This window comes from Agaribacillus sp. DX54, assembly GCF_056858335.1.
Genome location: NZ_JBXEQE010000007.1, coordinates 136,786 through 159,031 on the forward strand (window position 1 = coordinate 136,786; position 22,246 = coordinate 159,031).

The 22,246-nt window shown below is 43.7% G+C and carries 21 protein-coding genes; 8 read left to right on the forward strand and 13 right to left on the reverse strand.

Annotated elements, in window-relative coordinates:
• Positions 1-18: 18 nt before the first annotated feature.
• From AC04NP_RS10470 to AC04NP_RS10480, 3 genes are read right to left on the reverse strand one after another with little or no spacing between them, the layout of a single operon-like run.
• On the reverse strand, positions 19-297 hold the full coding sequence (locus tag AC04NP_RS10470; protein WP_482859688.1) for a MoaD/ThiS family protein: 279 nt from the start codon (positions 295-297) through the stop codon (positions 19-21).
• Between the two features lie 46 nt (positions 298-343).
• Positions 344-772, reverse strand: coding sequence for a M67 family metallopeptidase (locus AC04NP_RS10475; RefSeq protein WP_482859689.1), 429 nt, complete (start codon positions 770-772; stop codon positions 344-346).
• Between the two features lie 2 nt (positions 773-774).
• On the reverse strand, positions 775-1,710 hold the full coding sequence (locus tag AC04NP_RS10480) for a PLP-dependent cysteine synthase family protein (protein WP_482859690.1): 936 nt from the start codon (positions 1,708-1,710) through the stop codon (positions 775-777).
• A 313-nt stretch (positions 1,711-2,023) separates the two neighbouring features.
• Between AC04NP_RS10480 and AC04NP_RS10485 the strand changes: the two genes are divergently transcribed.
• Positions 2,024-3,349, forward strand: coding sequence for a cation:proton antiporter domain-containing protein (locus AC04NP_RS10485; protein ID WP_482859691.1), 1,326 nt, complete (start codon positions 2,024-2,026; stop codon positions 3,347-3,349).
• An 8-nt stretch (positions 3,350-3,357) separates the two neighbouring features.
• Here AC04NP_RS10485 and AC04NP_RS10490 read toward each other — a convergent pair whose 3' ends face one another.
• Both AC04NP_RS10490 and AC04NP_RS10495 read right to left on the reverse strand, forming a co-directional pair.
• The gene (locus AC04NP_RS10490; RefSeq protein ID WP_482859692.1) at positions 3,358-3,882 is read right to left on the reverse strand and encodes a GNAT family N-acetyltransferase; all 525 of its coding nucleotides are present in this window, start codon (positions 3,880-3,882) and stop codon (positions 3,358-3,360) included.
• A complete protein-coding gene (locus tag AC04NP_RS10495) occupies positions 3,882-4,256 on the reverse strand; it encodes a VOC family protein (protein ID WP_482859693.1) in 375 nt (124 codons plus the stop codon). Before AC04NP_RS10495 ends, AC04NP_RS10490 begins: the two co-directional genes overlap by 1 nt.
• Before the next feature lie 66 nt (positions 4,257-4,322).
• Between AC04NP_RS10495 and AC04NP_RS10500 the strand changes: the two genes are divergently transcribed.
• The 3 genes from AC04NP_RS10500 to AC04NP_RS10510 all read left to right on the forward strand — a co-directional run bounded on the left by AC04NP_RS10500 (position 4,323) and on the right by AC04NP_RS10510 (position 5,940).
• Positions 4,323-4,901 carry an RNA polymerase sigma factor gene (locus AC04NP_RS10500; RefSeq protein ID WP_482859694.1) on the forward strand — a complete coding sequence of 193 codons (579 nt, stop codon included), beginning with the start codon at positions 4,323-4,325 and terminating at the stop codon, positions 4,899-4,901.
• A 205-nt stretch (positions 4,902-5,106) separates the two neighbouring features.
• On the forward strand, positions 5,107-5,427 hold the full coding sequence (locus AC04NP_RS10505; RefSeq protein WP_482859695.1) for a hypothetical protein: 321 nt from the start codon (positions 5,107-5,109) through the stop codon (positions 5,425-5,427).
• Positions 5,428-5,940, forward strand: a complete 513-nt coding sequence (locus tag AC04NP_RS10510; RefSeq protein WP_482859696.1) for a Spy/CpxP family protein refolding chaperone — start codon at positions 5,428-5,430, stop codon at positions 5,938-5,940.
• A gap of 294 nt (positions 5,941-6,234) precedes the next feature.
• On the opposite strand, the gene AC04NP_RS10515 is transcribed toward AC04NP_RS10510, so the two are convergent.
• The 3 genes from AC04NP_RS10515 to AC04NP_RS10525 all read right to left on the reverse strand — a co-directional run bounded on the left by AC04NP_RS10515 (position 6,235) and on the right by AC04NP_RS10525 (position 10,008).
• Positions 6,235-7,935 (reverse strand): GMC oxidoreductase, encoded by a 1,701-nt coding sequence (locus AC04NP_RS10515; RefSeq protein ID WP_482859697.1) that lies wholly within the window; start codon positions 7,933-7,935, stop codon positions 6,235-6,237.
• Positions 7,936-7,969: 34 nt separating this feature from the next.
• Positions 7,970-8,584: a gluconate 2-dehydrogenase subunit 3 family protein gene (locus AC04NP_RS10520; protein WP_482859698.1), complete on the reverse strand. Its 615-nt coding sequence runs from the start codon at positions 8,582-8,584 to the stop codon at positions 7,970-7,972.
• A 521-nt stretch (positions 8,585-9,105) separates the two neighbouring features.
• On the reverse strand, positions 9,106-10,008 hold the full coding sequence (locus AC04NP_RS10525; protein ID WP_482859699.1) for an alpha/beta hydrolase: 903 nt from the start codon (positions 10,006-10,008) through the stop codon (positions 9,106-9,108).
• Positions 10,009-10,196: 188 nt separating this feature from the next.
• Between AC04NP_RS10525 and AC04NP_RS10530 the strand changes: the two genes are divergently transcribed.
• Positions 10,197-10,946 carry a 3-keto-disaccharide hydrolase gene (locus tag AC04NP_RS10530; RefSeq protein WP_482859700.1) on the forward strand — a complete coding sequence of 250 codons (750 nt, stop codon included), beginning with the start codon at positions 10,197-10,199 and terminating at the stop codon, positions 10,944-10,946.
• Between the two features lie 103 nt (positions 10,947-11,049).
• On the opposite strand, the gene AC04NP_RS10535 is transcribed toward AC04NP_RS10530, so the two are convergent.
• Genes AC04NP_RS10535 through AC04NP_RS10545 form a run of 3 tightly spaced genes read right to left on the reverse strand, consistent with a single transcriptional unit; the run spans position 11,050 to position 14,700 of the window.
• Positions 11,050-11,970, reverse strand: coding sequence for a sugar phosphate isomerase/epimerase family protein (locus tag AC04NP_RS10535; RefSeq protein WP_482859701.1), 921 nt, complete (start codon positions 11,968-11,970; stop codon positions 11,050-11,052).
• An 18-nt stretch (positions 11,971-11,988) separates the two neighbouring features.
• Positions 11,989-14,121, reverse strand: coding sequence for an outer membrane protein assembly factor BamB family protein (locus tag AC04NP_RS10540; protein WP_482859702.1), 2,133 nt, complete (start codon positions 14,119-14,121; stop codon positions 11,989-11,991).
• Positions 14,122-14,700, reverse strand: coding sequence for a hypothetical protein (locus tag AC04NP_RS10545; protein ID WP_482859703.1), 579 nt, complete (start codon positions 14,698-14,700; stop codon positions 14,122-14,124).
• A gap of 206 nt (positions 14,701-14,906) precedes the next feature.
• On the opposite strand from AC04NP_RS10545, the gene AC04NP_RS10550 reads away from it, so the two are divergent.
• The 3 genes from AC04NP_RS10550 to AC04NP_RS10560 all read left to right on the forward strand — a co-directional run bounded on the left by AC04NP_RS10550 (position 14,907) and on the right by AC04NP_RS10560 (position 20,480).
• Entirely contained in the window at positions 14,907-15,383 is a 477-nt protein-coding gene (locus AC04NP_RS10550) for a c-type cytochrome (protein ID WP_482859704.1), read from the forward strand.
• Positions 15,384-15,913: 530 nt separating this feature from the next.
• Positions 15,914-16,318, forward strand: a complete 405-nt coding sequence (locus AC04NP_RS10555) for a hypothetical protein (RefSeq protein ID WP_482859705.1) — start codon at positions 15,914-15,916, stop codon at positions 16,316-16,318.
• A 28-nt stretch (positions 16,319-16,346) separates the two neighbouring features.
• On the forward strand, positions 16,347-20,480 hold the full coding sequence (locus tag AC04NP_RS10560; protein ID WP_482859706.1) for a VPS10 domain-containing protein: 4,134 nt from the start codon (positions 16,347-16,349) through the stop codon (positions 20,478-20,480).
• A gap of 70 nt (positions 20,481-20,550) precedes the next feature.
• Here the strand turns inward: AC04NP_RS10560 and AC04NP_RS10565 are convergent, their stop codons facing one another.
• Positions 20,551-21,501, reverse strand: coding sequence for an N-acyl-D-amino-acid deacylase family protein (locus AC04NP_RS10565; protein ID WP_482859707.1), 951 nt, complete (start codon positions 21,499-21,501; stop codon positions 20,551-20,553).
• Positions 21,501-22,232, reverse strand: a complete 732-nt coding sequence (locus AC04NP_RS10570; protein ID WP_482859708.1) for an N-acyl-D-amino-acid deacylase family protein — start codon at positions 22,230-22,232, stop codon at positions 21,501-21,503. Before AC04NP_RS10570 ends, AC04NP_RS10565 begins: the two co-directional genes overlap by 1 nt.
• Between the last annotated feature and the right edge of the window lie 14 nt (positions 22,233-22,246).

Consider the following 22,246-nt stretch of genomic DNA (forward strand, 5'->3'; position numbering starts at 1 on the left):
ATAATGCTTTATTTTAGTTTACGATATGCCACCTGCAATAGCCGGAATAATACTGATTACGGCATCTTCCCTGATTGCCGTGTCTTCATTTTTCAGGGCCTGTATGTCTTCATCACCAAGAAATACCCTCACAAAATTTCTGATGCTACCATCATCATTGAGAATATTATTGCCGATTTCCGGGTATTCATCGATCAGGTCATTGATAGCCTCAATGACTGTTTGTCCTTTTACCTGTACATCCTTTTGGTTGTTGGTAAACTTTCTCAAAGGAGTTGGAATAATAATTTTTGCCATTTTATCAATCTTTATTTTAAATTCAATAATACTTACCTGTCATATTTTATTTAGTGACGATTTCATTTTCAATCTTTTCTTCAACAAATTTCAGTTCATCATTTAATTGCCAGGAGGTTGTATCTGCCACTTTCCCATTCATTACCGATACAATGATATAAGAGAAAAACGGAACTGCTTGTTTCAAATCATGCTCCGAAGGCCTCGCAGGGTGATTCGGATGCGAATGGTAAATGCCTAAAAGGGTCAGGTCATTTTCGGTGGCGAATTTTTCGGCCTGCATGTAATCGAAAGCTGAAATTTCGAACCTTCTGCGCTGATCGCCCTCTTTGCTGTTTTCTACGGGAACTGCCAGGGTTACGTTTCTTACGGTTTGGTCACTACCGTAAAAGAAACCGCAGCACTCATTCGGAAAAGTGGATTCCGCATGGCTGTGCATAGTATCGAGGGCCTTTTTATGTATTGTAAGCTTCAATTTTATTTGAATAATTTTTCAATCACTTCACTGTATTTGGAAGCATCATCAGGAAAAACCGTGACGATGGTTCCTTCGTCGATGGATTCAGCTACTCTAATAGCACCTACAAGGTTAGCGGCTGAGGAAGGGCTTACCAACAACCCTTCAGATCGGGCTATTTCCTTAATGAGGTTGGTAGCCTCCATTGAGTCAATCAAAAGATTTTCATCGGCCAGCTTGCTATCATAGATTTTTGGCACAATGGCTGTTTCCATGTGTTTCCACCCCTCAAGACCATGCATGGCACTGTCAGGATGTAAAGCGATAGCCTTAATTTCAGGATTTAGTTCCTTTAACCTTGTGATAGTCCCTCTAAACGTACCGGTGGTGCCCAAACCTGCAACAAAATGCGTGATTTCCCCACCTGTTTGTTCAAATACCTCTTTGCCTGTGGTATGGTAGTGAGCAAGCCAATTGTTGTTATTGGCATATTGATCAGCATAAAAATACTTCAAAGGGTTTTCTTCCATCAATGATTTTGCCTGTAACTGGGCGCCGTCGGTCCCTTCGAAAGGGGAGGTATAAATTATAGCTACCCCATAGGATTTCAGCATGGTTTTTCTCTCCCGGGAAGCATTTTCCGGCAAGCACAGTGAAACGTTCATCCCCGAGGCCGCTGCGATTGCTGCGTAGGCTATACCGGTATTTCCGCTGGTGGCATCCAAAAGGTGCTTTTCGCCGGTCAGCTTACCGTTATCCACAGCACTTTTTATAATGTTGAAAGCCGGTCTCGCTTTTACACTATTACCCAACTGCTGCCATTCCAGCTTGACCAGGATTTTAACCTTAGGTTTTCGGTATAATCGTTGAATGGGAAAAAGAGGGGTATGTCCTATAAACCGCCCTACCTGTTCAATTCTTTGTTTTAGTTGCGTATCTACTATATCTGAAATCATAATTATATGGACATTAACAACAAAAAAGCCTTTCCGTGTGGAAAGGCTTTCTAATTCTTTAGTTATTTTATTACAAATCAGCGTATATGATTCTCCTTTCCACCATGATACTGGAAACAACAACAGCTACAGCAACAAGTTTGGAAAGATTTATACATCTGTTTATGATTTACTGCAATTTAATGATTTTGTTGTCTTTTTTAACGGAAAAATGAAATTCTTGTTCAAAAATAGTTTTAAATTTTGAACCGAACTAATAAAACTGCCAAAAAGTCAATTATTTTTTCCCAACTTGCAGTTTAAATAAAATAACATGGAAGACATCAACATTTATTGGGTAACCATTGGGGTATCACTTATTATCATCCTGTCCTTTATTTATAATGCCATCGCCCAAAAAACCAATATTCCTTCTGTCATATTGCTGATTATCACAGGATTTGTGCTGGGAAGCTTTGTGGCTATAGATCAACCGACCATAAGGCCGGTTCTGGAAATACTGGGTACGATCGGATTGATAATGATTGTACTGGAAGCTGCCCTGGACCTGAAATTGGAAAAGGAAAATATGGGGCTCATCGGCAAAGCTTTTTTGATAGCGTTGATTTTGTTGATTTTGACTTCTATATGCATAGCAATGGTCATAAGGTTTTTTAATGACGTAAGCATATTCAATGCCCTGGTTTATGCCATTCCCCTGTCCATCATGAGTAGTGCTATTATTATCCCCAGTGTCTCGAATTTGTCCCATATCAAAAAAGAATTCCTGATCTGTGAGGCCGCTTTTTCAGATATTCTGGGCATCATGTTCTTTTATTTTGTGCTGGACTCCGCCGCCATGGATACCGCAGGTGAGATTACCACCAGTATTTTTACCAATATTGCCATTACACTGGTCATTTCCGTCATTCTGGGATTTGTCATCATCCTGTTTATGCAGAGAATCGAGGCCCAGGTGAAGTTGTTTTTGCCTATGGCCACATTACTATTACTTTACTCAGTGGGAAAACTGTTTCATTTGTCCTCGTTGATCTTTGTGCTGGCCTTTGGATTGATGATCAATAATGTGGATCTCTTTTTCAGGGGCTCTTTGAAAAAGTTTATAGATGTGACAGGGTTTGACAAGTTACTGGCAGACATAAAGTTACTTACTCTTGAAAGCTCATTTATTGTAAGGACTTTCTTTTTTATTGCTTTCGGAATGTCTATCACTATCAGTGGCTTAAACGATATCACGGTTTATCTGATGGGATTGCTGATACTTATCTTTATTTATGCATTAAGGTTTGGGGTAATGGCGGGTTTAAGCAAAGAACAATTAAAGCCCGGTGTTCTGGTGGCCCCCAGGGGTTTGATTACTATTTTGCTGTTTTTTGCCATACCGGAGGAATTGGCTATTGATTCGTTTAATTCTGCTACCTTGCTGCTGGTGATTATTGTCAGTAGTATATTAATGACTGTGGGACTTATCAAATACAAAGGAGAGGATGAAAAATCAGCTCCGGGAGGCGGGGAGCAACCAGCAGACGCCTCTTTTTCAGGATTAAAACAGGAGGAAAGCCAGGCGGTTTCTGACAGCTTTTCTTCCGGATCACCCGGTTCATTCCCACCCCGCAGCGATTTGCCGGGTGAGGAGTGATTGAGCATCTAACGTTTCCATTGTAAAAAGGTGATCCGGAAGATATAAACCTGCATGTTTTTAAACTGTGTTTTTTTATCGATTTGCATGCCATTGTTATAAGCGACCTTTTGAGATCCGATATTGTTAATATCGATGATGGAGATAATTGAATCAGCCATTTGCTTTTGAAAGGCAAAGTCCCTGAAAAATCTGGCTGCCTCAGTGGCAAATCCCTGCGACCAAAAATCCGGCAGTAAACTGTAGCCAATCTCCAGCTCTGGTGTCTCGTCTACAATTTGCTTTAACAATCCACATTGCCCTGCAAATTGACCGGTGGATTTTTCAATCATGGCACATAAGCCATATCCGTCCTCTTTGTAGCGTTGCAATTGCCTTTCTATCCATGCTTTACAGGCGGTTTCCGGCGGTTGATCCAGGTAGTAAAACTTTGTGGCCTCTTTGCTTTTGAAAAAAGGCAGCAAGCTCTCGTAGTCATCCGTGGTTAAGTTACAGTAGTTTAATCTACTGGATTCAAGGCCTTCAGGTATCATTAGCCGGCGTTTGGTAATTCGCATAATTCAATAAAATAACCATCCGGATCCTGCAGGAAAATCTGCCAGGCCCCATCGGGTCTCTGTTTTTTGGGGTTATGGGTAACATTGGCCCTTTTAAGCTGATCTTCAACTTTTTTGATAGCGCTTACCTGCAAGGCAAAATGGGTTCCTCTTTGCAATGAGTTAACCGGCGCTTTTCTGCCTGCTATTAAATGCAACTCCTGCCTGGTTCCTAACCGAAACCAGGCGCCCCCGAAATCGAAGTCAGGCCTGGCTATTTGCTCCAGGCCCAGTTTATCTTTGTAAAATGAAATACTGGCCGAAAGGTCACTAACATGAATGGCCACATGGTTTAAATCAAGTATTTCCATAAAAAAAAATTAAATTAAATCGCAAGTTAAAAATATTTAAGTCATCTAAATAATTAAAATTCAAGCTTGGACGAAAAGGTTTTAATAAAACCCTTGCAAAAGGGGGATGAAGATGCATTTAAAAAATTGGTTGAGTTGTACCAGGATAAGGTCTATAATACTGTCCTTGGATTTTTGCATTCTCCCGAAGATGCAGAAGACATCTCACAGGAGGTTTTTATTGAAGTCTTTAACGCCATTGGAAAATTCAGAGGTGGGGCAAAGTTATCTACCTGGATTTACAGGATTGCAATTAATAAGTCTTTGGAATTGATACGAAAACAAAAACGGCAAAAAAGATTTGCTTTTTTTACAAATATTTTTGTTATGCCGGAAAACAAAAAGTTGTATGTTGCTGATTTTGAGCATCCTGGTGTACAATTAGAGCATAAAGAGAACGCCAGGGTTTTATTCGCGGCTATAGCCAAATTGCCTGAAAACCAAAAAGTCGTCTTTACCCTTCACAAGGTAGAAGGCCTGAGTTACCAGGAAATAAGTAAGATCTTACAATTGAGCCTGTCATCAGTTGAGTCATTGATGTTCAGGGCAAAAAAGAAATTACAAAAGCTGTTAGCTGATTTTTACAAAGGTACCGATGATTACTGATTACTACAATATGAAAACAACAACGATTCCAAATGTCCTTTGGCGGTTGTACAAGTCGGGAATACCTCCAAATTTTCCTTTGCGGATCAGTTACCTCTGTGCCCCTTTGTGTCTTTGTGGTGAAAAAAGAAACACCACAAAAACGCAAAGGGAAACAAGGCTTGGTTGTATGTACTTGGAAATTTATTAATACAGTTTATATGCTATGAAATCGAATAAAGAAGCTATTGATAAAAAAATTGCCGACACGCTCTCCTCTCTGAATCATGTGAAGCGAGCAAGGGTAAAACCTTTTTTTTATACCAGATTAAAGGCCCGGATGCAGCAGGGCGAGAAGGGATTTTGGTCTTTGTTTCTAAACCCACAGTTGATCATGGCGGTTGCCAGTGTATTTTTGTTACTGTGTCTGAACTTTTATGTGGTGATAAATTATGAGTCGGGATACAGTACTCAAAGCGACGGGTTTAGTGCATTTATGAATGATTACCGGATTGACAGCGGTAGTATTTACCAGTTAATTGAATAAATGATGCGTTATTTTACTAAATCGGGCATATATATTTTTTTAATAATCCTGTTGGCGTTGTTAAATGTCTCTCTTATTTTATTTTTCTGGAAGGGGCCACCTTCAAAGTACAGTCATCGGGACCGTGGCCGGGGTCAGGCCAGAATGGAGTTATTTGTGGCAAGGAAGCTGGACTTTTCCAGGGAACAGGTTAAGGAATATAAGCGGCTTAGAAAGGAGCATTTTCAGGAAGTGGAACCAGCATTTAAAGAGATGAGAAGGCTTAAGCGGGCGTTGTTCGACCTGTTGGGGCGAAAAAATATCTTTGTAGAAAAACAGCAGTTGTTGGAGCAGATTGGCAAGACGCAATCGGCCATTGATTCCCTCACCTTTACTCATTTTGAGAAACTGCGAAATATTTGTAATGAAAGCCAAAAATCGAGGTTTGACGAAATTATCAACGAGGTAACGTACCGTCTTACCCCGTCAGGTAGCCATCACCGTGGCAGAAGAGGCAGATTGAATGTGCACTAGTTTTTCGGTTTTGAACAGGGTTCCGAGTTCCGGGTTTGACTGTTGATGTATACTATTACTAAGCCGCAAGCGTCTCGTGGCTGTTGCACGACTCAAACATATGCCTGTATTTTCATTTTATTGAGCAAAGAATTTTGTCCAAAACGTTGTGCAAAAGCCCCGCTAGACCTGCACTATCCTATGGCCTTAATGATAAGAGGATGCGATGATTTCATAATCGCCGGTCCAAGGGTGTATACCGTAAAATAATTGTCCATTTTCCATTGTCAACTGTCCATTACATCATACTTATACTTAAAGATTTGTCCTATTAATCTCCTTAACCGCATGATCACATGCCCTGGCTGTAAGTGCCATATAGGTTAAGGAAGGATTTTGACAAGCCGCTGAGGTCATGCAGGCGCCATCAGTGACAAACACGTTGGGTACCGCATGTACCTGATTGAAAGCGTTGAGGACCGAGGTCTTCGGATCACGCCCCATTCTGGCTGTGCCCATTTCATGGATACCCAATCCAGGACCACCGATACTATCATAAGTAGCTATGTTTTTCATGCCGACCGCCTCGAGCATTTCCGCTGCGGCCGTTGCCATATCTTTTCTCATGGTTAACTCATTTTCCTTGAATTCACAGTCAATGGTTAAGGTTGACTGTCCCCATTTATCTTTGACCTCCTCATTCAAAGTTACCTTATTTTCATGGTACGGCAGGCATTCACCGAAGGCAGTCATTCCCATAGTCCATTTACCTGGCAACACTATTTCATTCTTAAAATCAGCCCCAAAACTCATTTCCTTTACGCCACGTTGCCAGTTTTCCCTTCCGGCACCTCCCTGGTAACCATACCCTCTCAGATAATCACTGCGTTGTTCCTTTACATTTCTGAACCGTGGAATATAGAAGCCGGTTGGCCTTCTTCCGGAATAATACTTATCTGCGAAGCCATCATAATCACCTCGCGCACCCACCCTGAAATGATGGTCCATCAGGTTATGTCCAAGCTCACCACTGTCATTGCCTAAACCATCAGGAAATCTGTCAGATTTTGAATTTAACAAAATGAAAGTACTACCTAAAGCCGAAGCATTCAAGAAGATAATCCTGGCATAATACTCTATCATTTCATTGGACTCAGCATCAATGACCTTTACCCCGGTTGCTTTGCCAGATTCAGCGTCATAGATGATGGAGTTAACAATGGAATGTGGTCTTAAAGTCATATTACCGGTTTTTTCAGCCGCGGGTAATGTAGATGCGTTGCTGCTGAAGTAGCCTCCGTAAGGGCACCCTCTGATACACCGGTTTCTATTCATACATTTTCCTCGCCCCTTATGAGGTACGCTTAGATTGGCAGTACGGCCAATTGTGAGCAGGCGGTCCGGAAAGCTCTCCAGGATCTTGTCCCTGGCATGTGTTTCGAGGCAATTTAGTTGCATGGCCGGCAAAAACTTTCCATCCGGCAACTGGGGCAGCCCTTCTGCCTGTCCCTGTATGCCTGCAAATTCTTCCACATAGTCATACCAGGGTGCGATGTCCTTGTATCTTATGGGCCAATCTACACCAAAACCATCTTTTGCGTTGGCTTCGAAGTCCAAATCACTCCAGCGATAAGAATGTCTCCCCCACATAATAGACCTGCCTCCCACGTGATAACCTCGCATCCAGTCAAATCTTTTGACTTCGGTGTATGGGTTTTCCAGGTCATTGACAAACCAATGTTTCGTAGACTCCCTGATGGTGTATCCGGTGCGGCTTTGTTTTTGGTATTTTTTCTTTTCTTCTTCTGAAACCTGGTCACTATTTGGTAATTCCCATGGTTTCAGGTGCATAGTAGGGTAATCTTTGATATGTTTTACATCCCTTCCCCGCTCAAGTACCAGCGTTTTCAGTCCTTTCTCGCATAATTCCTTGGCAGCCCAGCCCCCGCTAATTCCGGAACCGACTACAATGGCATCATATGTATTTTGCTTTTTGGCTTTAATATTCAAATTCATAGTTTAAGTGTTTAATCCTGATAACCCGTTTACTTTAAAGTGCCCAGGCTTTCTGCCCTTCTTCCAATGGTATACAAGGTTCATACTCCCCGGGTATATCCACAAATGCAAGGGCTTCCGTAGCACCTTTTTCAGAGTTAAAATATCCCATCAATGTCAGTTGTTTCATCGTCTTGAAAAAAGCAGGCACCTCCTGTCCGCCCTGCAAATAGGCGGGTGTTCCACTTTCTTTTTCCTGACTGTAATCCTCTTCGGCAATTTCGGTAAGCGTCGCAATCTGCTCTTCTTTGCTCAGGTCCAAAAAGCTTTTCCGGAACCTCGATTGGGATTTGTTTTCAAGATTTGCTAATCCGTTCGGAATGACATTTTGAAGTTTTGCCGGTACACAGTGTTTGACGAATGCGTCGATGAAAATGTGTACGCCAGCTTCTTTAGCACCAGGAGTATCGGTTTTCGGAATAATGTGTTCAGAAACCTCCATAATCATGCGGGCCTGATTTTCGTCGAAAAAAACCGGTACCCAATCAAGCTGATCCCTGGCTTGCTGGCAACTTTGCAGTATGCTTACCAAGGCAGGTGTCATTACCGTTCCACCCATCATCAGGGTCACTGTTTTCAGCGCACCCCTTCTGTCAATAGTTTTACTCATAGAAATGAATTTAATTCAAAAAGGTCTGTTAAAATAATCTTACATTAAGTCTTCTATTAATAGCAACACAAAACGAAGGATAAACTTATTGCCTATTATTATTTTAATGTTTAGTTAGTTGGGGATAAGGATGTTTCTATATTTACCCTTAATATAATTATATTTTTAATTCTTCAAAAATATCCCAAGGTTATTCTTCCATAGAGTAACCTGCAACCATTTAATAATCAATGTTTTGATTTAAACCGGGTTAGCGAGGGTGTCTCATGACGGTTATGCCACTTTTCCGGTACAAATTCTCAGTATCTTTGTGCCTCTTTGTGTCTTGGTGGTTAACCATTATTCACCACGGAGGCACAAAGACACAAAGAGACACGGAGGTTTTGGGTGATATAATAAAAATGTTGGCACATTCTTAGGTTGTGCTGTAGTCATGGGGCGTTTGTGCTAGTTATATGTTTTATACCAGCCACATGTTTTTATCCTGGATTGGTGTCAAACCACTTTCAGCTTTTTCTCTGCTAACGGTGAAAGCCCTGGCTGATAAACACCAGTGCGTCAAGGACACCTGTTCGCCAGTATTCCCAGGTATGACCCCCATCCCTGATTCTGAATTCATGGGGTATTTCCATGTCCCTTAAGACTGTGTGCATTTTATTGTTTCCTTTATAAAGGAAATCGTCATCTCCGCAATCAAAATAATACCTGACAGACTTGATAGCCTTAACATCGGCCTTTTCTAAAATATAAAAGGGGTTGTTGGCTTTCCAGTGAGCAGTTATCCGGCTTTTACCTTTCAGGTTTTTGCCATACATGACTGATTCTATCCTGTCCCATCGGTCCTGATCATAATTCACTACTTCTTCTTGTGTGTAAAAGGCTGCGCTCAAAGGGGCGCAGGCCGCAAATAAGTCCGGGTGTTTGATCGCATAAATAAATGCTCCGTATCCGCCCATTGATAACCCACTGATTGCCCGGAATTCTTTTTTGGTCCTGGTGCGGTAGTTTTGGTCGATATAAGGGATAAATTCCCGGATAAACATATCTTCATATTTCACTTTTCCTTCGTGATCATTAATGTACCAAGTTACCCCGGCATCGGGTGTCACAATAATCATGGGAGTAATTGTCTGTTCATTAATGCCCTTGTCGGCAATGGCCTGAATTTCACCAAATTGAACCCAGGCAATGTCAGAGTCTGTGTAGCCATGAAGTAAATAAACCACCGGATACTTCCGGTTAGAGTGATCATATCCCGGAGGCAGGTAGATGGTATATTTGACCTCCTTGCTCAGGATTTTGCTGTTGAAAGCTTCACTTTCCATGACTTTACCAGCAGGGAAAGGGGATGCTTGTTGTGCCTTTGAAACATTGAGGAAGTGCAGGAAAAGGATGGATAAAAAAAGTGTTATTTTACAGCTCATATAATGAAGATGGTTAACAATGGCTTTTTGACCATCGATATACAACTATTTTTTTGTGGGTTCGAAGAATAAAAACCAATAAAGAGTCGATTAGCCCCGTTTTAACCTTAATATCGCTTTTTGTTGCCTTTATAATAGCCTATATTAACGGTAACGAATTAAATAGAGAAATATAAAGACCCTAGTCCATGAAACCAAATTATCAATTTAAAAAACCGGCCTTTTTTATAGTTCTTCTTTCGACATTATCCATTGTGAAAGGTCAGGAGAAGGGCGATCCCAAGTTAACAGAAGTATGGGAGCCTGAACCAAAAGTTGTTACACCCGGGGTAAACAATGCCCCACCTTCCGATGCTATTGTATTGTTTGACGGCAGTAGTCTTAAAGAATGGAAGGGCAAAGATGGCGAAGCGCCATGGGTGCTTGAAGGTGGGGCTATGACCGTGAAGCCGCAAACAGGGGCCATACAAACCAAAAGGGCGTTTGGTGATGTTCAATTACACATTGAGTGGCGTACACCGACCAAAATAGAAGGCGAAGGCCAGGGTAGGGGCAACAGTGGAATTTTTCTTCAAGGATTGTATGAGGTGCAAGTACTGGATTCCTACGAAAACCGCACATACGCCAATGGACAAGCAGGAAGTATCTATAAGCAGCACATTCCGCTGGCCAATGCCTGCCGTCCGCCTGGGGAGTGGCAAACTTACGATATCATCTACCAGGCGCCATTGTTTAAGTCCGATGGCTCCCTTGGGCGTCCGGCGAGGGTCACCGTTATTCACAACGGGGTTTTAATACAAAACAGTGTCGAATTGGAGGGGCCTTCCATGTACATTGGAAAACCAAAATACAAAGCCCATGCTGAAAAATTGCCGCTGGTTTTGCAGGATCATAACAACCCGGTGAGTTACCGTAATATTTGGATCAGGGAGCTCTGATAAACCCCTTTAGATCTCTCCATGCCTTTGTGTCTCTTTGTGTCTTGGTGGTTCACCATTTTTCACCACGTAAGCACCAAGGCACGGAGGGGAGCAGCCTTTATTATATTTTGGGCATAAACTGCCTCAGATAGGTAGCGCTTTGCCGGAGAGATGCTTTTCTTTTTGCCAGGGAGCCTTCAAAGACTCTGTCTTCCACCTCTACGCAGACCGGGCCGGTGTATTTTTGTTCGCCCAGGTAGGAGAAAAATTTCCCCCAATTTACATCACCCATACCTGGCAGCTTAGGGGTGTGATATTCATTGGGATGGGCCATGATACCCACCTGATCCAGCCGTTCATGGTCCAGGCGTACATCTTTTGCATGGACGTGAAAAATCTTGTGGCCCCACGTGCGTATGGGTTTGAGGGAGTCCATATGCTGCCAAATGAAATGGGAAGGATCATAATTAAGGCCAAAGTAATCGCTTTGAATGTCCTGAAACATCTTTTCCCATATGGCCGGGGTAGTAGCAAGATTCTTTCCTCCGGGCCATTCATCAGCAGTAAAACTCATGGGACAATTTTCGATGCCGATTTTTACACCTTGTTTCTCAGCGAACCTGATAATGGGTTTCCAGGTTTTTTTGAATTGGGGCCAGTTTTCATCTACGGATTTTTGCCAATCCCTGCCAATGAAGGTATTCATTTGATTAATTCCGAACAAAGCACTGGCCTTGATTACTTTTTTTATATGGTCGACCGCGACCGCAGCCTCTTTTGCATTTGGAGAAAGCGGGTTGGGATAGTAACCAAGCGCGCTAATGCCGACGCCGGTTTTTTTGGTCAGGGCGATCACTTCTTCTGCCTCTTTTTTGCCAAAATTTTCGACGTCAATATGTGTTACACCGGCATATCTTCTGGTGGCTTTCCCTTTGGGCCAGCACAGTACTTCAACACAATCATACCCTTCTTCCCCTGCAAAATTTAACACTTGTTCCAGACTTAAATCCGGAAGTATGGCACTTACAAATCCTAATTTCATTTTATCAATTTTAAATATTTAAGGTAATGCAAAGGCAATATAAGTATCTCCGGAGTCAGTTCCCATTTTTCCGCCGCCACAGGCGATAACTACATATTGTTTGCCATCGACCCTATAGGTGCTGGGCGTGGCATACCCACCCGCCGGTAACTTATGCTCCCATAAAATTTTCCCATCCTTTATGTCAAACGCCCTGAACATTTCGTCCTGGGTGGCCCCTATAAATAGAAGCCCGCTTTTTGTAACCACCGGTCCCCCGTAGTTTTCAGTGCCCGTTACCGGTATGCCCCTTGCGGTCAAATCTTTAAATTCTCCCAGAGGTACCTGCCATAATATTTCACCTTTATTCAGATCTATGGCATTCAACGTTCCCCATGGAGGTTGCACGGCCGGATAACCCTCGGGATCTTTAAACCGGATATAACCGGTGGTAGTGTAGGTACTTTCTTCCGGCAAGTCACCTGTATTGTCATCTGTGGCAACAGTGAGGTCTTTTAATTCAAACAAATAGGCCTCTAAAACCTCCAGTTGCCGGTCTTGCAGCCAGTTGAATGCGGGCATTACCCCTTTGCCACTCTTTAGGATTTGCCTCACTCCGGAAGGCTCATACCTCTCCCTAAGCTGTTTGAGGTCAGGAACTTTGCCCATAAATGTTCCGCCCTTTTTATCAATACCATGGCAACCGCCACAATATTGCCTGTAGATGCCTTCACCGCGGTTATAGGCCAGATTGCTCCGGTCCTTTTTAACCGGAACCATCGTCAATATCCATGGCATCTCATTGGCATTGACGTACAGAATACCCGACTCAGGATCCACCGCTGCCCCTCCCCACTCTCCACCACCATCGAATCCGGGAAAGATAACAGTCCCTTCCTCACTGGGAGGGATAAACTGTGCCCCGGTCCTGGTGCGGCTTAAAATTTCTTTAACATAATCATGACTTTCCTGCGAAATATTAGTGATATTTTCTTCCGTTAAAAACTGACGGGCAAAAGGTGGTGGCTTGACCGGCAGGGGCTGGGTAGGCCATGACTGCTCACCCGGCAGATCTGATGCAGGGACTGGAATCTCTTTGATTGGAAACAAGGGTTCGCCTGAGTCTCTGTCAAACAGGAAAACATATCCGGATTTGGTGATTTGCGCCAGGGCTTCTATTTCTTTTCCATTGTGATTAACCGTTACAAGGTTAGGTGGTGCAGGCAGGTCCCTGTCCCAAAGATCATGGTGTACAGTTTGAAAGTGCCAGAGCCTTTCACCGGTACGGGCATTGAGGGCGAGTATGCAGTTGGCAAAAAGGTTCTGTCCATGCCTGTCGGCCCCATAAAAATCATAAGACGCAGAGCCGGTGGGGATGTAGACAACGCCCCTTTTTTCATCGAGACTCATTCCGCTCCAGGCATTTGTCCCTCCGGTTTCATGCCATGCATTCTCAGGCCACGTTTCTGCTCCGAATTCCCCCGGCTTGGGAATAGTATGAAAAATCCAGGCTACTTTTCCTGTCAATACATTGTAGGCCCTGATATGGCCGGGAGCTGCTCCTTTCTCCTCAGAAACACGCGTTCCCAGGATTAATAAATTTTCAAAGATGATTCCCGGTGAATTCGCTGTCACTGAACGATCGTCAACCTCCCTTCCTAACCCTTTGTGCAGGTCGACCTTACCATGCTGGCCGAAACTTTCGATTATTTTCCCGTCTTTGGCATCGATAGCAAAAAGATATGAACCGGCTGTTACCAGCAACCGGGCATCATTTCCATCTTCCCAGTATGCCAATCCCCTGTTTACGCCTATGCCCAACATTTCATATTCTTCTTCAAAAGGATTAAACCTCCACAACTGGTCGCCCGTAGCCGCGTCTAAGGCAAAAAATTTAAGCTTTGCTGAACTTCCGTATAATACTCCTTTGATAATCAGAGGATTGCACTGTATCTGAGAGCGATTCTCAGGGTCAGCATCACCACTTTTAAAGGTCCATGATACGGACAATCGATCGACATTCGAAGGATTGATTTGTGTGAGTGATGAGTATTGTGAACTGGATTTATCGCCGAGATAAGCTGGCCAGTCCACATTTTGACTTTCAGGCTGACAGCTAAAGAGGGCAATCAATAAAAACAGGTAACAGCAAACTCTGCAAAAGAGAACCATTTAAATGCCTTTTAAGTAAGAAATGCTTTGTTTGATGCTATTCATCGGATCAGGTGAGTGGTCCTGTTCAATAGGGCACTCCTCACCCAAGTTTTCGGCCTTTCTTTTATAATCATCCATGGTACTTCTTTCGTCGGAAAGTATGTCCCCAAATACCAGATGCTTCAACCCAAAGGCTTCCGCATCATCTGGAATCCGGTTAAAACCATAACCTTCAGGTTGTTTTGGCAGGTTATTTTTTTCTGCCAGATCCCACCTGCCGGTCAGGTGGGTCCAAAGAAAAAATGAACTTCTTACCATAAGCCCCAGGTCTTTGGGGTAGGGCATCAGGTTCCCGGCGCTGGTTATATCCATTAATTCCACGTGTTTGAAACCTAAATTGGCAATGGACGCCAGCGTTTTTTCAGGGTTTTCCGCCAGTTGATTGCTTACGGTATAAAGCTGGATGCCGATTTCGTCCATATATTTGGTTTTGGCAATTATATCTTCAAGAGCTGAGCTTAGCCCCACAACGGGTAGCCCGAGTTTTACCGCCGCTCCTTTCTTGAAAGGTGAGCGCCTTGTCAGTCGGTTTTTCATGGTGACACATAAGGATAAGGTAAAATGGATATTTAATATACGGAATTATTCACTTAGTTGGAGCACAGGAATCATTCTTTTAACAATCATTAAGTGCAAGATTTACTTAATCAATTGATAAAACTTTTTAAATTTGCCCCGGAAATTGAAATATTACACCTTGCAAAAACATGATAAACAGTCTATTAAGAAACCGCAATTGTGACATGAGTGATTTAAAGTTTGTACTTATTGCAGTGCTGGTCCTGGCGGCGGCTTGTTCTTCCCCACAGAAAAATGAACGTGCTAATGAGACCTCTGAAACCCAGGAGAATGAGCGTACCACAGAGGTAGCGAAAACCACAGGAGATCCTTTGGTCGGTGAAAAGATATTCAACCAATATTGTGTAGTGTGCCATATGAAGGACGGTGCCGGTGTACCGGGTTTGAATCCTCCACTTATTAAAACCGAATGGGTTAACGGAGACAAAACTCAGTTGATTAAGATTGTTCTGAATGGCTCGCAGGGTGGACAATATCCTGTTAATGGAGAGGCCTATAACGGTGTTATGACTCCCCATAATTTTTTATCGGATGAGGAAATTGCCGGTGTGCTTACTTATGTGAGGAGTAATTTTGAAAATGATTCCGGTCCGGTCACGCCTGAAGAAGTGGCGAAAGTAAGAAGTGCCGGGAGTAAATGAGTGGTATGAATGTTGGGTATCGAGGGGGTATGGATCAGGGGTGAGGTGTCGGGGGACAGGGGTCAGCATGTAATTTTTACCTCAATTAATTGCCTATTAGTAGGTTGATGAATAAAATTTCATTGGAAGTTGGGTCAGGAAAGCGTTGCAATAGCCAGGAAAAGTAGCTTTACAAATCATTTTTTCCCAACTGCCAATGCGCTTGGGGTCTCACTGGTTTTACCATCGTTTGCTGTCAAATCTTTGAGTTAAGCGGCTTCAAGGCGATAATTGTATGGCTCATCTGATTTATACATGATGAGATTCATACTCCTTGTGATATTGATAACGGGGCAGTGTAGTCGTCTCATCGATATGCGGATCTGACGCAAAAAAAAAGTTGGTTGATCATGTCATAAATGGATTAACAGGTAGGGGAATTTAACGGCACTTTGTATTATGCACATTAGGATGCGATAAAATTCAGTAAACTATTTTGAGAAATATTTGGTTCTTAACAGTGGTGAGTTTAACAGACCGAGTAAAAGAAGATGAAAATTTGTTTGATTTTATTGCTTTTCCTGATTGCCTGTCAACCAGCAAAGAAAAATCTCGATACAAGTAAGGAAGTTGACCACCGGGAGTTTATCAAAGAACAACTCGGCGGTGCATATCAGCAGGTAACCAATGGTGACGATCGCTATTGGCTTTGCCACAGGTCTGGCAAACCGCCTCACTCCGGGCAGGTGTTTTTTTTGGTCTATGATGCGACTAACCAAAAAATACTCTATCAGGACAAACTACAAAATGGTCATGTGGAGTGGGAAAACGACACCCTAGTAAAAATTACTGCCGGTGCCGGCAACAGAACGAAGGATTATCCGGAAGGATACAGCACCTATTATTTTGATGTCAAAGAAGAAAAAATAATTGACAACGTTACTAAAAACGATTAAAACGCCAAATAGATAAGCATTATTTGATATGAAGAAGATTTGGATTATTGCCGTAATCCTCGGGTTAGCAGTGGGCATATATTTTACGACGGGCTTCGATGCTGATTCTACATTAAATGTAAATCCAAAAAAGCGTTATACGCCTGAAGAGATCTGGGCGCGGCGGCTGGAAAGAAAAAGGCGGCAAAAGTCGCTGGGCATTACAAAATTTGATCATCCCAACCAGTATGGTGAATATCACCGGCTGATCAGGACCGGAGCGGGTGACTATACTTCTGTCTATCCCGGAAACTACAAATTGATTGAATTAAGTAAGGCCAGCCACAGACTTGCTGTAAGAAGATCAAGCAGCCGTACTCAGGCGGTTCAATGGGTGGAAAGGGGGCCATTTAATGTACCGGGACGAACCAGGGCCTTGCTGGTGCAACCCGGAGATCAACAGGGTAATAGCTGGATAGCCGGTGCTGTAGGAGGTGGGATATGGAAAACGACTGATGCAGGCCAATCCTGGGAAAACAAAACCCCTGACCTTTCTAACATAGCTGTTACAACCCTGGCACAAGCCACCGGAAACCCGGATATCATTTATGCAGGTACCGGCGAATCATTTGCCAGCGATGGTATTGACGGGGATGGTATATTTAAGTCCACGGATGGTGGTGATACGTGGACCCAGCTTGCTTCAACAGCGAATACCGAGGATTTCGGAAATGTAAACAGGGTAGTGGTAGATCCTGACAATCCTGATCTGGTGCTGGCTGCCACTGTAAACAGCGCTATTTCCGGAAATTTTCGTTCGGGTATTTATCGCTCTGTCGATGGCGGAGTTTCCTGGACACAGGTTTACCAGGGGGTGGCCTCTGTAGAGCAAATTGTGGACACACCGGGCAATTTTAATGTTTTGTATGCGACTGAAAATGGGGTTGGCGTGATAAAATCAACCGATGCCGGGCAGTCCTGGGAGAATGCAAGCAACGGTCTGGCTCCTTCAGGCCGGTTGGAATTGGCCGTTTCACCTACAAATACACAACGGCTTTTTGCTTCGGTGGAAGGGACGTTGTCTGGCAATGGGTCTGATCTCTACATTTCTGATAATGCAGGTGCTACCTGGTCGTTGGTGCTGGAAGAAAACAATGGGGTGAATTTTGACTTTTTAGGGGGCCAGGGTAGTTATGATAATACGATTGTGGTTCATCCCTATAATGAGGATATTGTTTATTTCGGTGGTGTGGATTTATGGAAAGTCACCATGAAACCCGGAACCATAACGGGCAACCCCACCGTTACTTCTGTAGATGAAGAAGGCACCCGTAGCTTCATGAACCTTATCAGCTTTGGTGGTGATTTTTTTGGAGGCAGGATCGACAGGGAATCGGTGGACTTACCGGATTTGGTTTCGGTTGAGGTGCGGTTTGGACCAGGCCTGTCGCAAAAAGCCCATCGTTTTACTGTGTCAGGGCGGGGAGCAGGCGTGCCGGACAATGGATATATTTACAGGGATTATGTAGATGTTCCGTTTCAGGTATGGGATATTGATAATAACCGGCAGTTAATGGTTTCTTTCAGGGACCAGCAGGAAGATGGCGTATTTAATCTGATCACTGAAAATACCTCAGGTAATCCGGCTAATCATAGCCGGGAGTATTTGTTTATCCACAAAGTGGATTATTCCAACACGCCCGACGGAAATATAGCGGTCAATGGCGGCATCAATCGAGGCCAACAGCATCAGGCCATGTATTTCTTCTGGCCTGTGTTATCAGGCGGAGCAGTATGGAATTCAGATAACCTGCCGCCATCTGTTTTCAGAATCAATTTCGGATCAATAGAAACAAGGTTGAGAGAAACCGAGATAGTCACGGATGCTTATAATGCACGTGGCGGTAAAAACTCCTTTTCACAATCCTTTGGCCTCGATTTCCAGATCGGTGTACACCCTGATCATCACGGACTGTACACCTTTAAAATTGACGAAAGCCAGGAGACTTTTAAACTCATTACAGTAAATGATGGTGGTGTTCATGAGTCAAATATCAGTACCGATCCTGCTGTCAATGATGGTGATTTTACTTTTGCAGGTTATGGTTACAACACCAGCCAGTTTTACGGAATAGATAAAAAGCCGGGAGTTGATGAATACATCGGAGGTATGCAGGACAATGGGACCTGGAGATCACCTACCGGACAGAATGCCACCTCAACAACTAAATATATTCGGCAGCTCGGAGGAGATGGGTTTGAAACGGTTTGGAACAATGCCGATCCCAACAAAATCATTGGTGGTTCGCAGTTTAACGGCCTCGCGAGATCGATCGATGGTGGTCTTAGCTGGGTGGTAGCTACTTCGGGAATGACGGATGTAGGGGCTGGAAATGCCCCTTTTATCACCAAAATCGCCAATTCCAAAAGTAATCCCGATGTGCTTTATGCTATCGGGGCAACAGGTGTCTGGGTTTCTGATGATTTCGGAGGAAGATGGGAGGTTACCCCGTTAACTAATAATTTTAATCTTAGATCTACCTCAGATGTTAAGGTATCCATCGCCAATAACAGGATTGTGTGGGCAGGAACGGGCATGACTTCGGTTAACAGATTGCATGTGTCCATTGATGGAGGTATCTCGTTTAGTGTCACCAATAATCTTAACAACGCACCGATCGGGTTGCTTTCCGGTCTGGCTACGCACCCCGAAGAGGATTCTACCGCTTATGCCTTGTTTTCGATTGCCGACGCCCCAAAGGTGATAAAAACCACTGACCTGGGGCAAACCTGGGAAGATATTACTGGGTTTGACGGAGGAGATGAGAGTAGCAAAGGATTTCCGGATGTGGCTGTCTATTCCCTGTTGGTTTTGCCCCATGAAACCAATACAATCTGGGTAGGTACGGATATTGGCATTGTAGAATCCAAGGATAATGGCGGGACCTGGAATTTATTGAATGATAATTTACCTGGCACTTCGGTATGGGACATGAAAGTACAGGACGACCAGGTGGTAATCGCCACCCACGGCAGAGGTATCTGGACCACCACCATACCGGACCTTCCGGCTGTTACTTTTGTGCCTTTTATTGAAAACACCGGATTTAACGCCTTAGGCAAGCTGAATGTGGATGTATCCCTTCGGTCACCCTACGATTCGACACAGATACTCATCGATGATGAAAGGGTGGGAAGCATCGGTGCAACAGCGGTGGACAATGTGATTTTTACGGTGGACAACCTGCCTGCGAATGGTACGGTTTCTGTGATCGCCCGATCATTTTTAAGCGGGAAAGCCTATTTATCTAATGAAAAATCCCTGCAACTTTCCGCCATAGAGCCTCCGGCAACTTCTTACGGCAACGATTTTAATGATGGCAATGACAGCGACTTTACAGGGAATGGATTCAACATTGGCACAGCCGATGGATTCTTCAACGCAGCGATTAACAGCCCGCACGACTATGATGCCAATACCCAATACATTTATCAACTTAATGTACCTATTGTCATAGCGCAGGAAAATGCCAGATTTCAATATGATGATGTAGCGATCATAGAAACCGGGGAGACAGGTGCGGTATTTCCGGAACGGGAATTTTATGATTATGTGGTGGTAGAAGGAACGAAGGATGGATTAAACTGGATTCCAATTGCCGATGGTTATGATGCCAGCCTGAGCTCCCTTTGGTTGAACCGTTATCAAAATGATACTGACAATGATGGTGATCCTGGTTTGTTTTTTGCGCATGATATTGATTTGCTGGATAAGTTTAACCCGAATGATACGGTCATTTTCAGATTCAGATTGTTTTCAGACCCCGTCACTGTAGGGTGGGGCTGGCTAATAGATAACCTCTTTATCCAACAGGAAAAACCGAATATCGGGCCGGTTGGCATTGAGGACGAGGCGAACACCCAGGGACTTTCCTTTATCTCCTTCCCTAATCCGTCACTGGGCCCTGCTACCGTTAATTATTTCCTGCCCGAATCAGATGTTGTCCATTTTAAATTAATCGACGCGACTGGAAAGGTTGTAGAAGCCCGGTATCTGGGCCGGAAAATGGCTGGAAACAATTCCGTAGCCTTCGATTTTACCAGTCAGGGCCAGGGCATTTATTTTCTCCTGCTGGAAACTAACCATGGTAAATACAGCCAAAAGCTTGTTTTGGGCAATTGACAATTGTTGAATTGATAATGTTATAGAGTAAACCGATTAAAAAAAATTGACAATTATCCATTGTCAATTTTTAATTACCCATCACCCATCCCGGCCCCCATACTACGCGACCGGGGGTTGCTCCTGTATGTATACCGTCTTTCAGCACTTGTTCGCCATTTACAAAAACGTGGACAACACCTACTGCTAACTGGTGCGGCGTGTTAAAGGTAGCTAAATCAGTAATAGTTTCAGGGTTAAAAACAACCACATCAGCGTAATTGCCCACTTTGAGAAGCCCTCTTTTTTTTATTTTGAGATTTTCTGCGGGCAATGAGGTCAACCTTCTGACTGCTTCTTCAAGACTGATTAAATTTTTTTCTCTGACATATCTTCCAAGCAACCTGGCAAAATTTCCATAAGCCCTTGGGTGTGGATTTTGCTTTAGAAAAAAACCTTGTGGACTCATGGAACCAGCATCGGAGCCAAAACTTACCCACGGCATACCGATTTGTCTGGCAATATTTTTTTCTGACATCAGAAAGTAAACCGTTTCTACCCGGCTGTCGTCATTGATGACAAGATCTATCATCGTTTCTTCCGGCGACTTCCCGTGCATAACAGCGACCTCGGCTACGGATTTTCCGGTCAAATATTTCAGAGAATCATTTTTGAACCCTACAAGAATAACTTTTTCAGGCGTACCTGCTGCGTAATAGAGATTTTCCCAGTCAGTGGCATCCGTTTTGATCTCCTTAATCACCTGGCGGCGAATGTCAGGGTCTTTTAACCTTGCTACCCAGGCAGCGTGGCCTCCTTCCTGTACCCATGGTGGCATGGCCGCATCTAATCCCGTAGCACCGGCGGTATAAGTATACATATTGGCCGTTATCTTTAAACCGTCCCTTTGTGCTCCTTCAATTTTGGCAATTACACTGTCCATTTTCCACCAGTTTTTTTCCCCGCCTGCTTTCAAATGATAAATTTCGGCTGGAATTTTGGCTTTCCTGGCGATTAACAGAAATTCATCTACTGCCTCCATCAATGGTTGCCCTCGCTGCGCAGGTGCGAAATATACATACCGCCGTAAGATGCAACGACCTCACATAAAGCAATTAATTCTTCCGTAGAGGCATAAAATGCAGGTGCATAAATCAGAGAGGACCCCAAACCCATAGCCCCTTCTTCCATGGCCTCCGCAACAAGTTTTTTCATTTCTTCCAACTCTTCCCGGCTGGCCTGCCGGTTATCATAACCTAAAACATGAATCCTTATGGTGGTTGCCCCCACAAATGATGCGACATTGGTGGATACACCTTTTTCTTCAAGGTGCGTGAGGTATTCGCCCAATGAAGTCCAAGTAATATCAAAAGTGTAGTCATTTTGCCCGCGGGCAACTTCTTTCTTCATCTGCTCATTCAAAGGGCCCATCGACCACCCTTCACCAAATACCTCCAACGTAACACCCTGGCGGATATAGCTTTCCGATCGGCCGTCAACCATTAATGTTTCCGTAGCCCAGCTCAACATGTTAATAAATCCCGGTGAAACTGCCAACCCCTTAGCGTACCATTCCTCATGCCCGGTAAACTCCTTGAGGTTTCCGATGGCGGCGATTGTATCACCCTTAATGGCTATGTCGCCGATAAATGGCTGACTGCCCGTTCCGTCGTAAATGGTTCCTCCTTTGATAATGACATCAAAATCAGGGGATTGCTGACAAGAAGTAATGATCGATAAGAGCGTAAATAAGCCAATATACCTTAATTTCATACTACTTTTTTATG

What these genes read in the sequence shown, in the direction of transcription:
- AC04NP_RS10470 (WP_482859688.1), bottom strand. Translation starts at nt 297, where the DNA reads ATGGCAAAAATTATTATTCCAACTCCTTTGAGAAAGTTTACCAACAAC.
- AC04NP_RS10480 (WP_482859690.1), bottom strand. Translation starts at nt 1,710, where the DNA reads ATGATTTCAGATATAGTAGATACGCAACTAAAACAAAGAATTGAACAG.
- AC04NP_RS10485 (WP_482859691.1), top strand. Translation starts at nt 2,024, where the DNA reads ATGGAAGACATCAACATTTATTGGGTAACCATTGGGGTATCACTTATT.
- AC04NP_RS10490 (WP_482859692.1), bottom strand. Translation starts at nt 3,882, where the DNA reads ATGATACCTGAAGGCCTTGAATCCAGTAGATTAAACTACTGTAACTTA.
- AC04NP_RS10495 (WP_482859693.1), bottom strand. Translation starts at nt 4,256, where the DNA reads ATGGAAATACTTGATTTAAACCATGTGGCCATTCATGTTAGTGACCTT.
- AC04NP_RS10505 (WP_482859695.1), top strand. Translation starts at nt 5,107, where the DNA reads ATGAAATCGAATAAAGAAGCTATTGATAAAAAAATTGCCGACACGCTC.
- AC04NP_RS10510 (WP_482859696.1), top strand. Translation starts at nt 5,428, where the DNA reads ATGATGCGTTATTTTACTAAATCGGGCATATATATTTTTTTAATAATC.
- AC04NP_RS10515 (WP_482859697.1), bottom strand. Translation starts at nt 7,935, where the DNA reads ATGAATTTGAATATTAAAGCCAAAAAGCAAAATACATATGATGCCATT.
- AC04NP_RS10520 (WP_482859698.1), bottom strand. Translation starts at nt 8,584, where the DNA reads ATGAGTAAAACTATTGACAGAAGGGGTGCGCTGAAAACAGTGACCCTG.
- AC04NP_RS10525 (WP_482859699.1), bottom strand. Translation starts at nt 10,008, where the DNA reads ATGAGCTGTAAAATAACACTTTTTTTATCCATCCTTTTCCTGCACTTC.
- AC04NP_RS10530 (WP_482859700.1), top strand. Translation starts at nt 10,197, where the DNA reads ATGAAACCAAATTATCAATTTAAAAAACCGGCCTTTTTTATAGTTCTT.
- AC04NP_RS10535 (WP_482859701.1), bottom strand. Translation starts at nt 11,970, where the DNA reads ATGAAATTAGGATTTGTAAGTGCCATACTTCCGGATTTAAGTCTGGAA.
- AC04NP_RS10540 (WP_482859702.1), bottom strand. Translation starts at nt 14,121, where the DNA reads ATGGTTCTCTTTTGCAGAGTTTGCTGTTACCTGTTTTTATTGATTGCC.
- AC04NP_RS10545 (WP_482859703.1), bottom strand. Translation starts at nt 14,700, where the DNA reads ATGAAAAACCGACTGACAAGGCGCTCACCTTTCAAGAAAGGAGCGGCG.
- AC04NP_RS10550 (WP_482859704.1), top strand. Translation starts at nt 14,907, where the DNA reads ATGAGTGATTTAAAGTTTGTACTTATTGCAGTGCTGGTCCTGGCGGCG.
- AC04NP_RS10555 (WP_482859705.1), top strand. Translation starts at nt 15,914, where the DNA reads ATGAAAATTTGTTTGATTTTATTGCTTTTCCTGATTGCCTGTCAACCA.
- AC04NP_RS10560 (WP_482859706.1), top strand. Translation starts at nt 16,347, where the DNA reads ATGAAGAAGATTTGGATTATTGCCGTAATCCTCGGGTTAGCAGTGGGC.
- AC04NP_RS10565 (WP_482859707.1), bottom strand. Translation starts at nt 21,501, where the DNA reads ATGGAGGCAGTAGATGAATTTCTGTTAATCGCCAGGAAAGCCAAAATT.
- AC04NP_RS10570 (WP_482859708.1), bottom strand. Translation starts at nt 22,232, where the DNA reads ATGAAATTAAGGTATATTGGCTTATTTACGCTCTTATCGATCATTACT.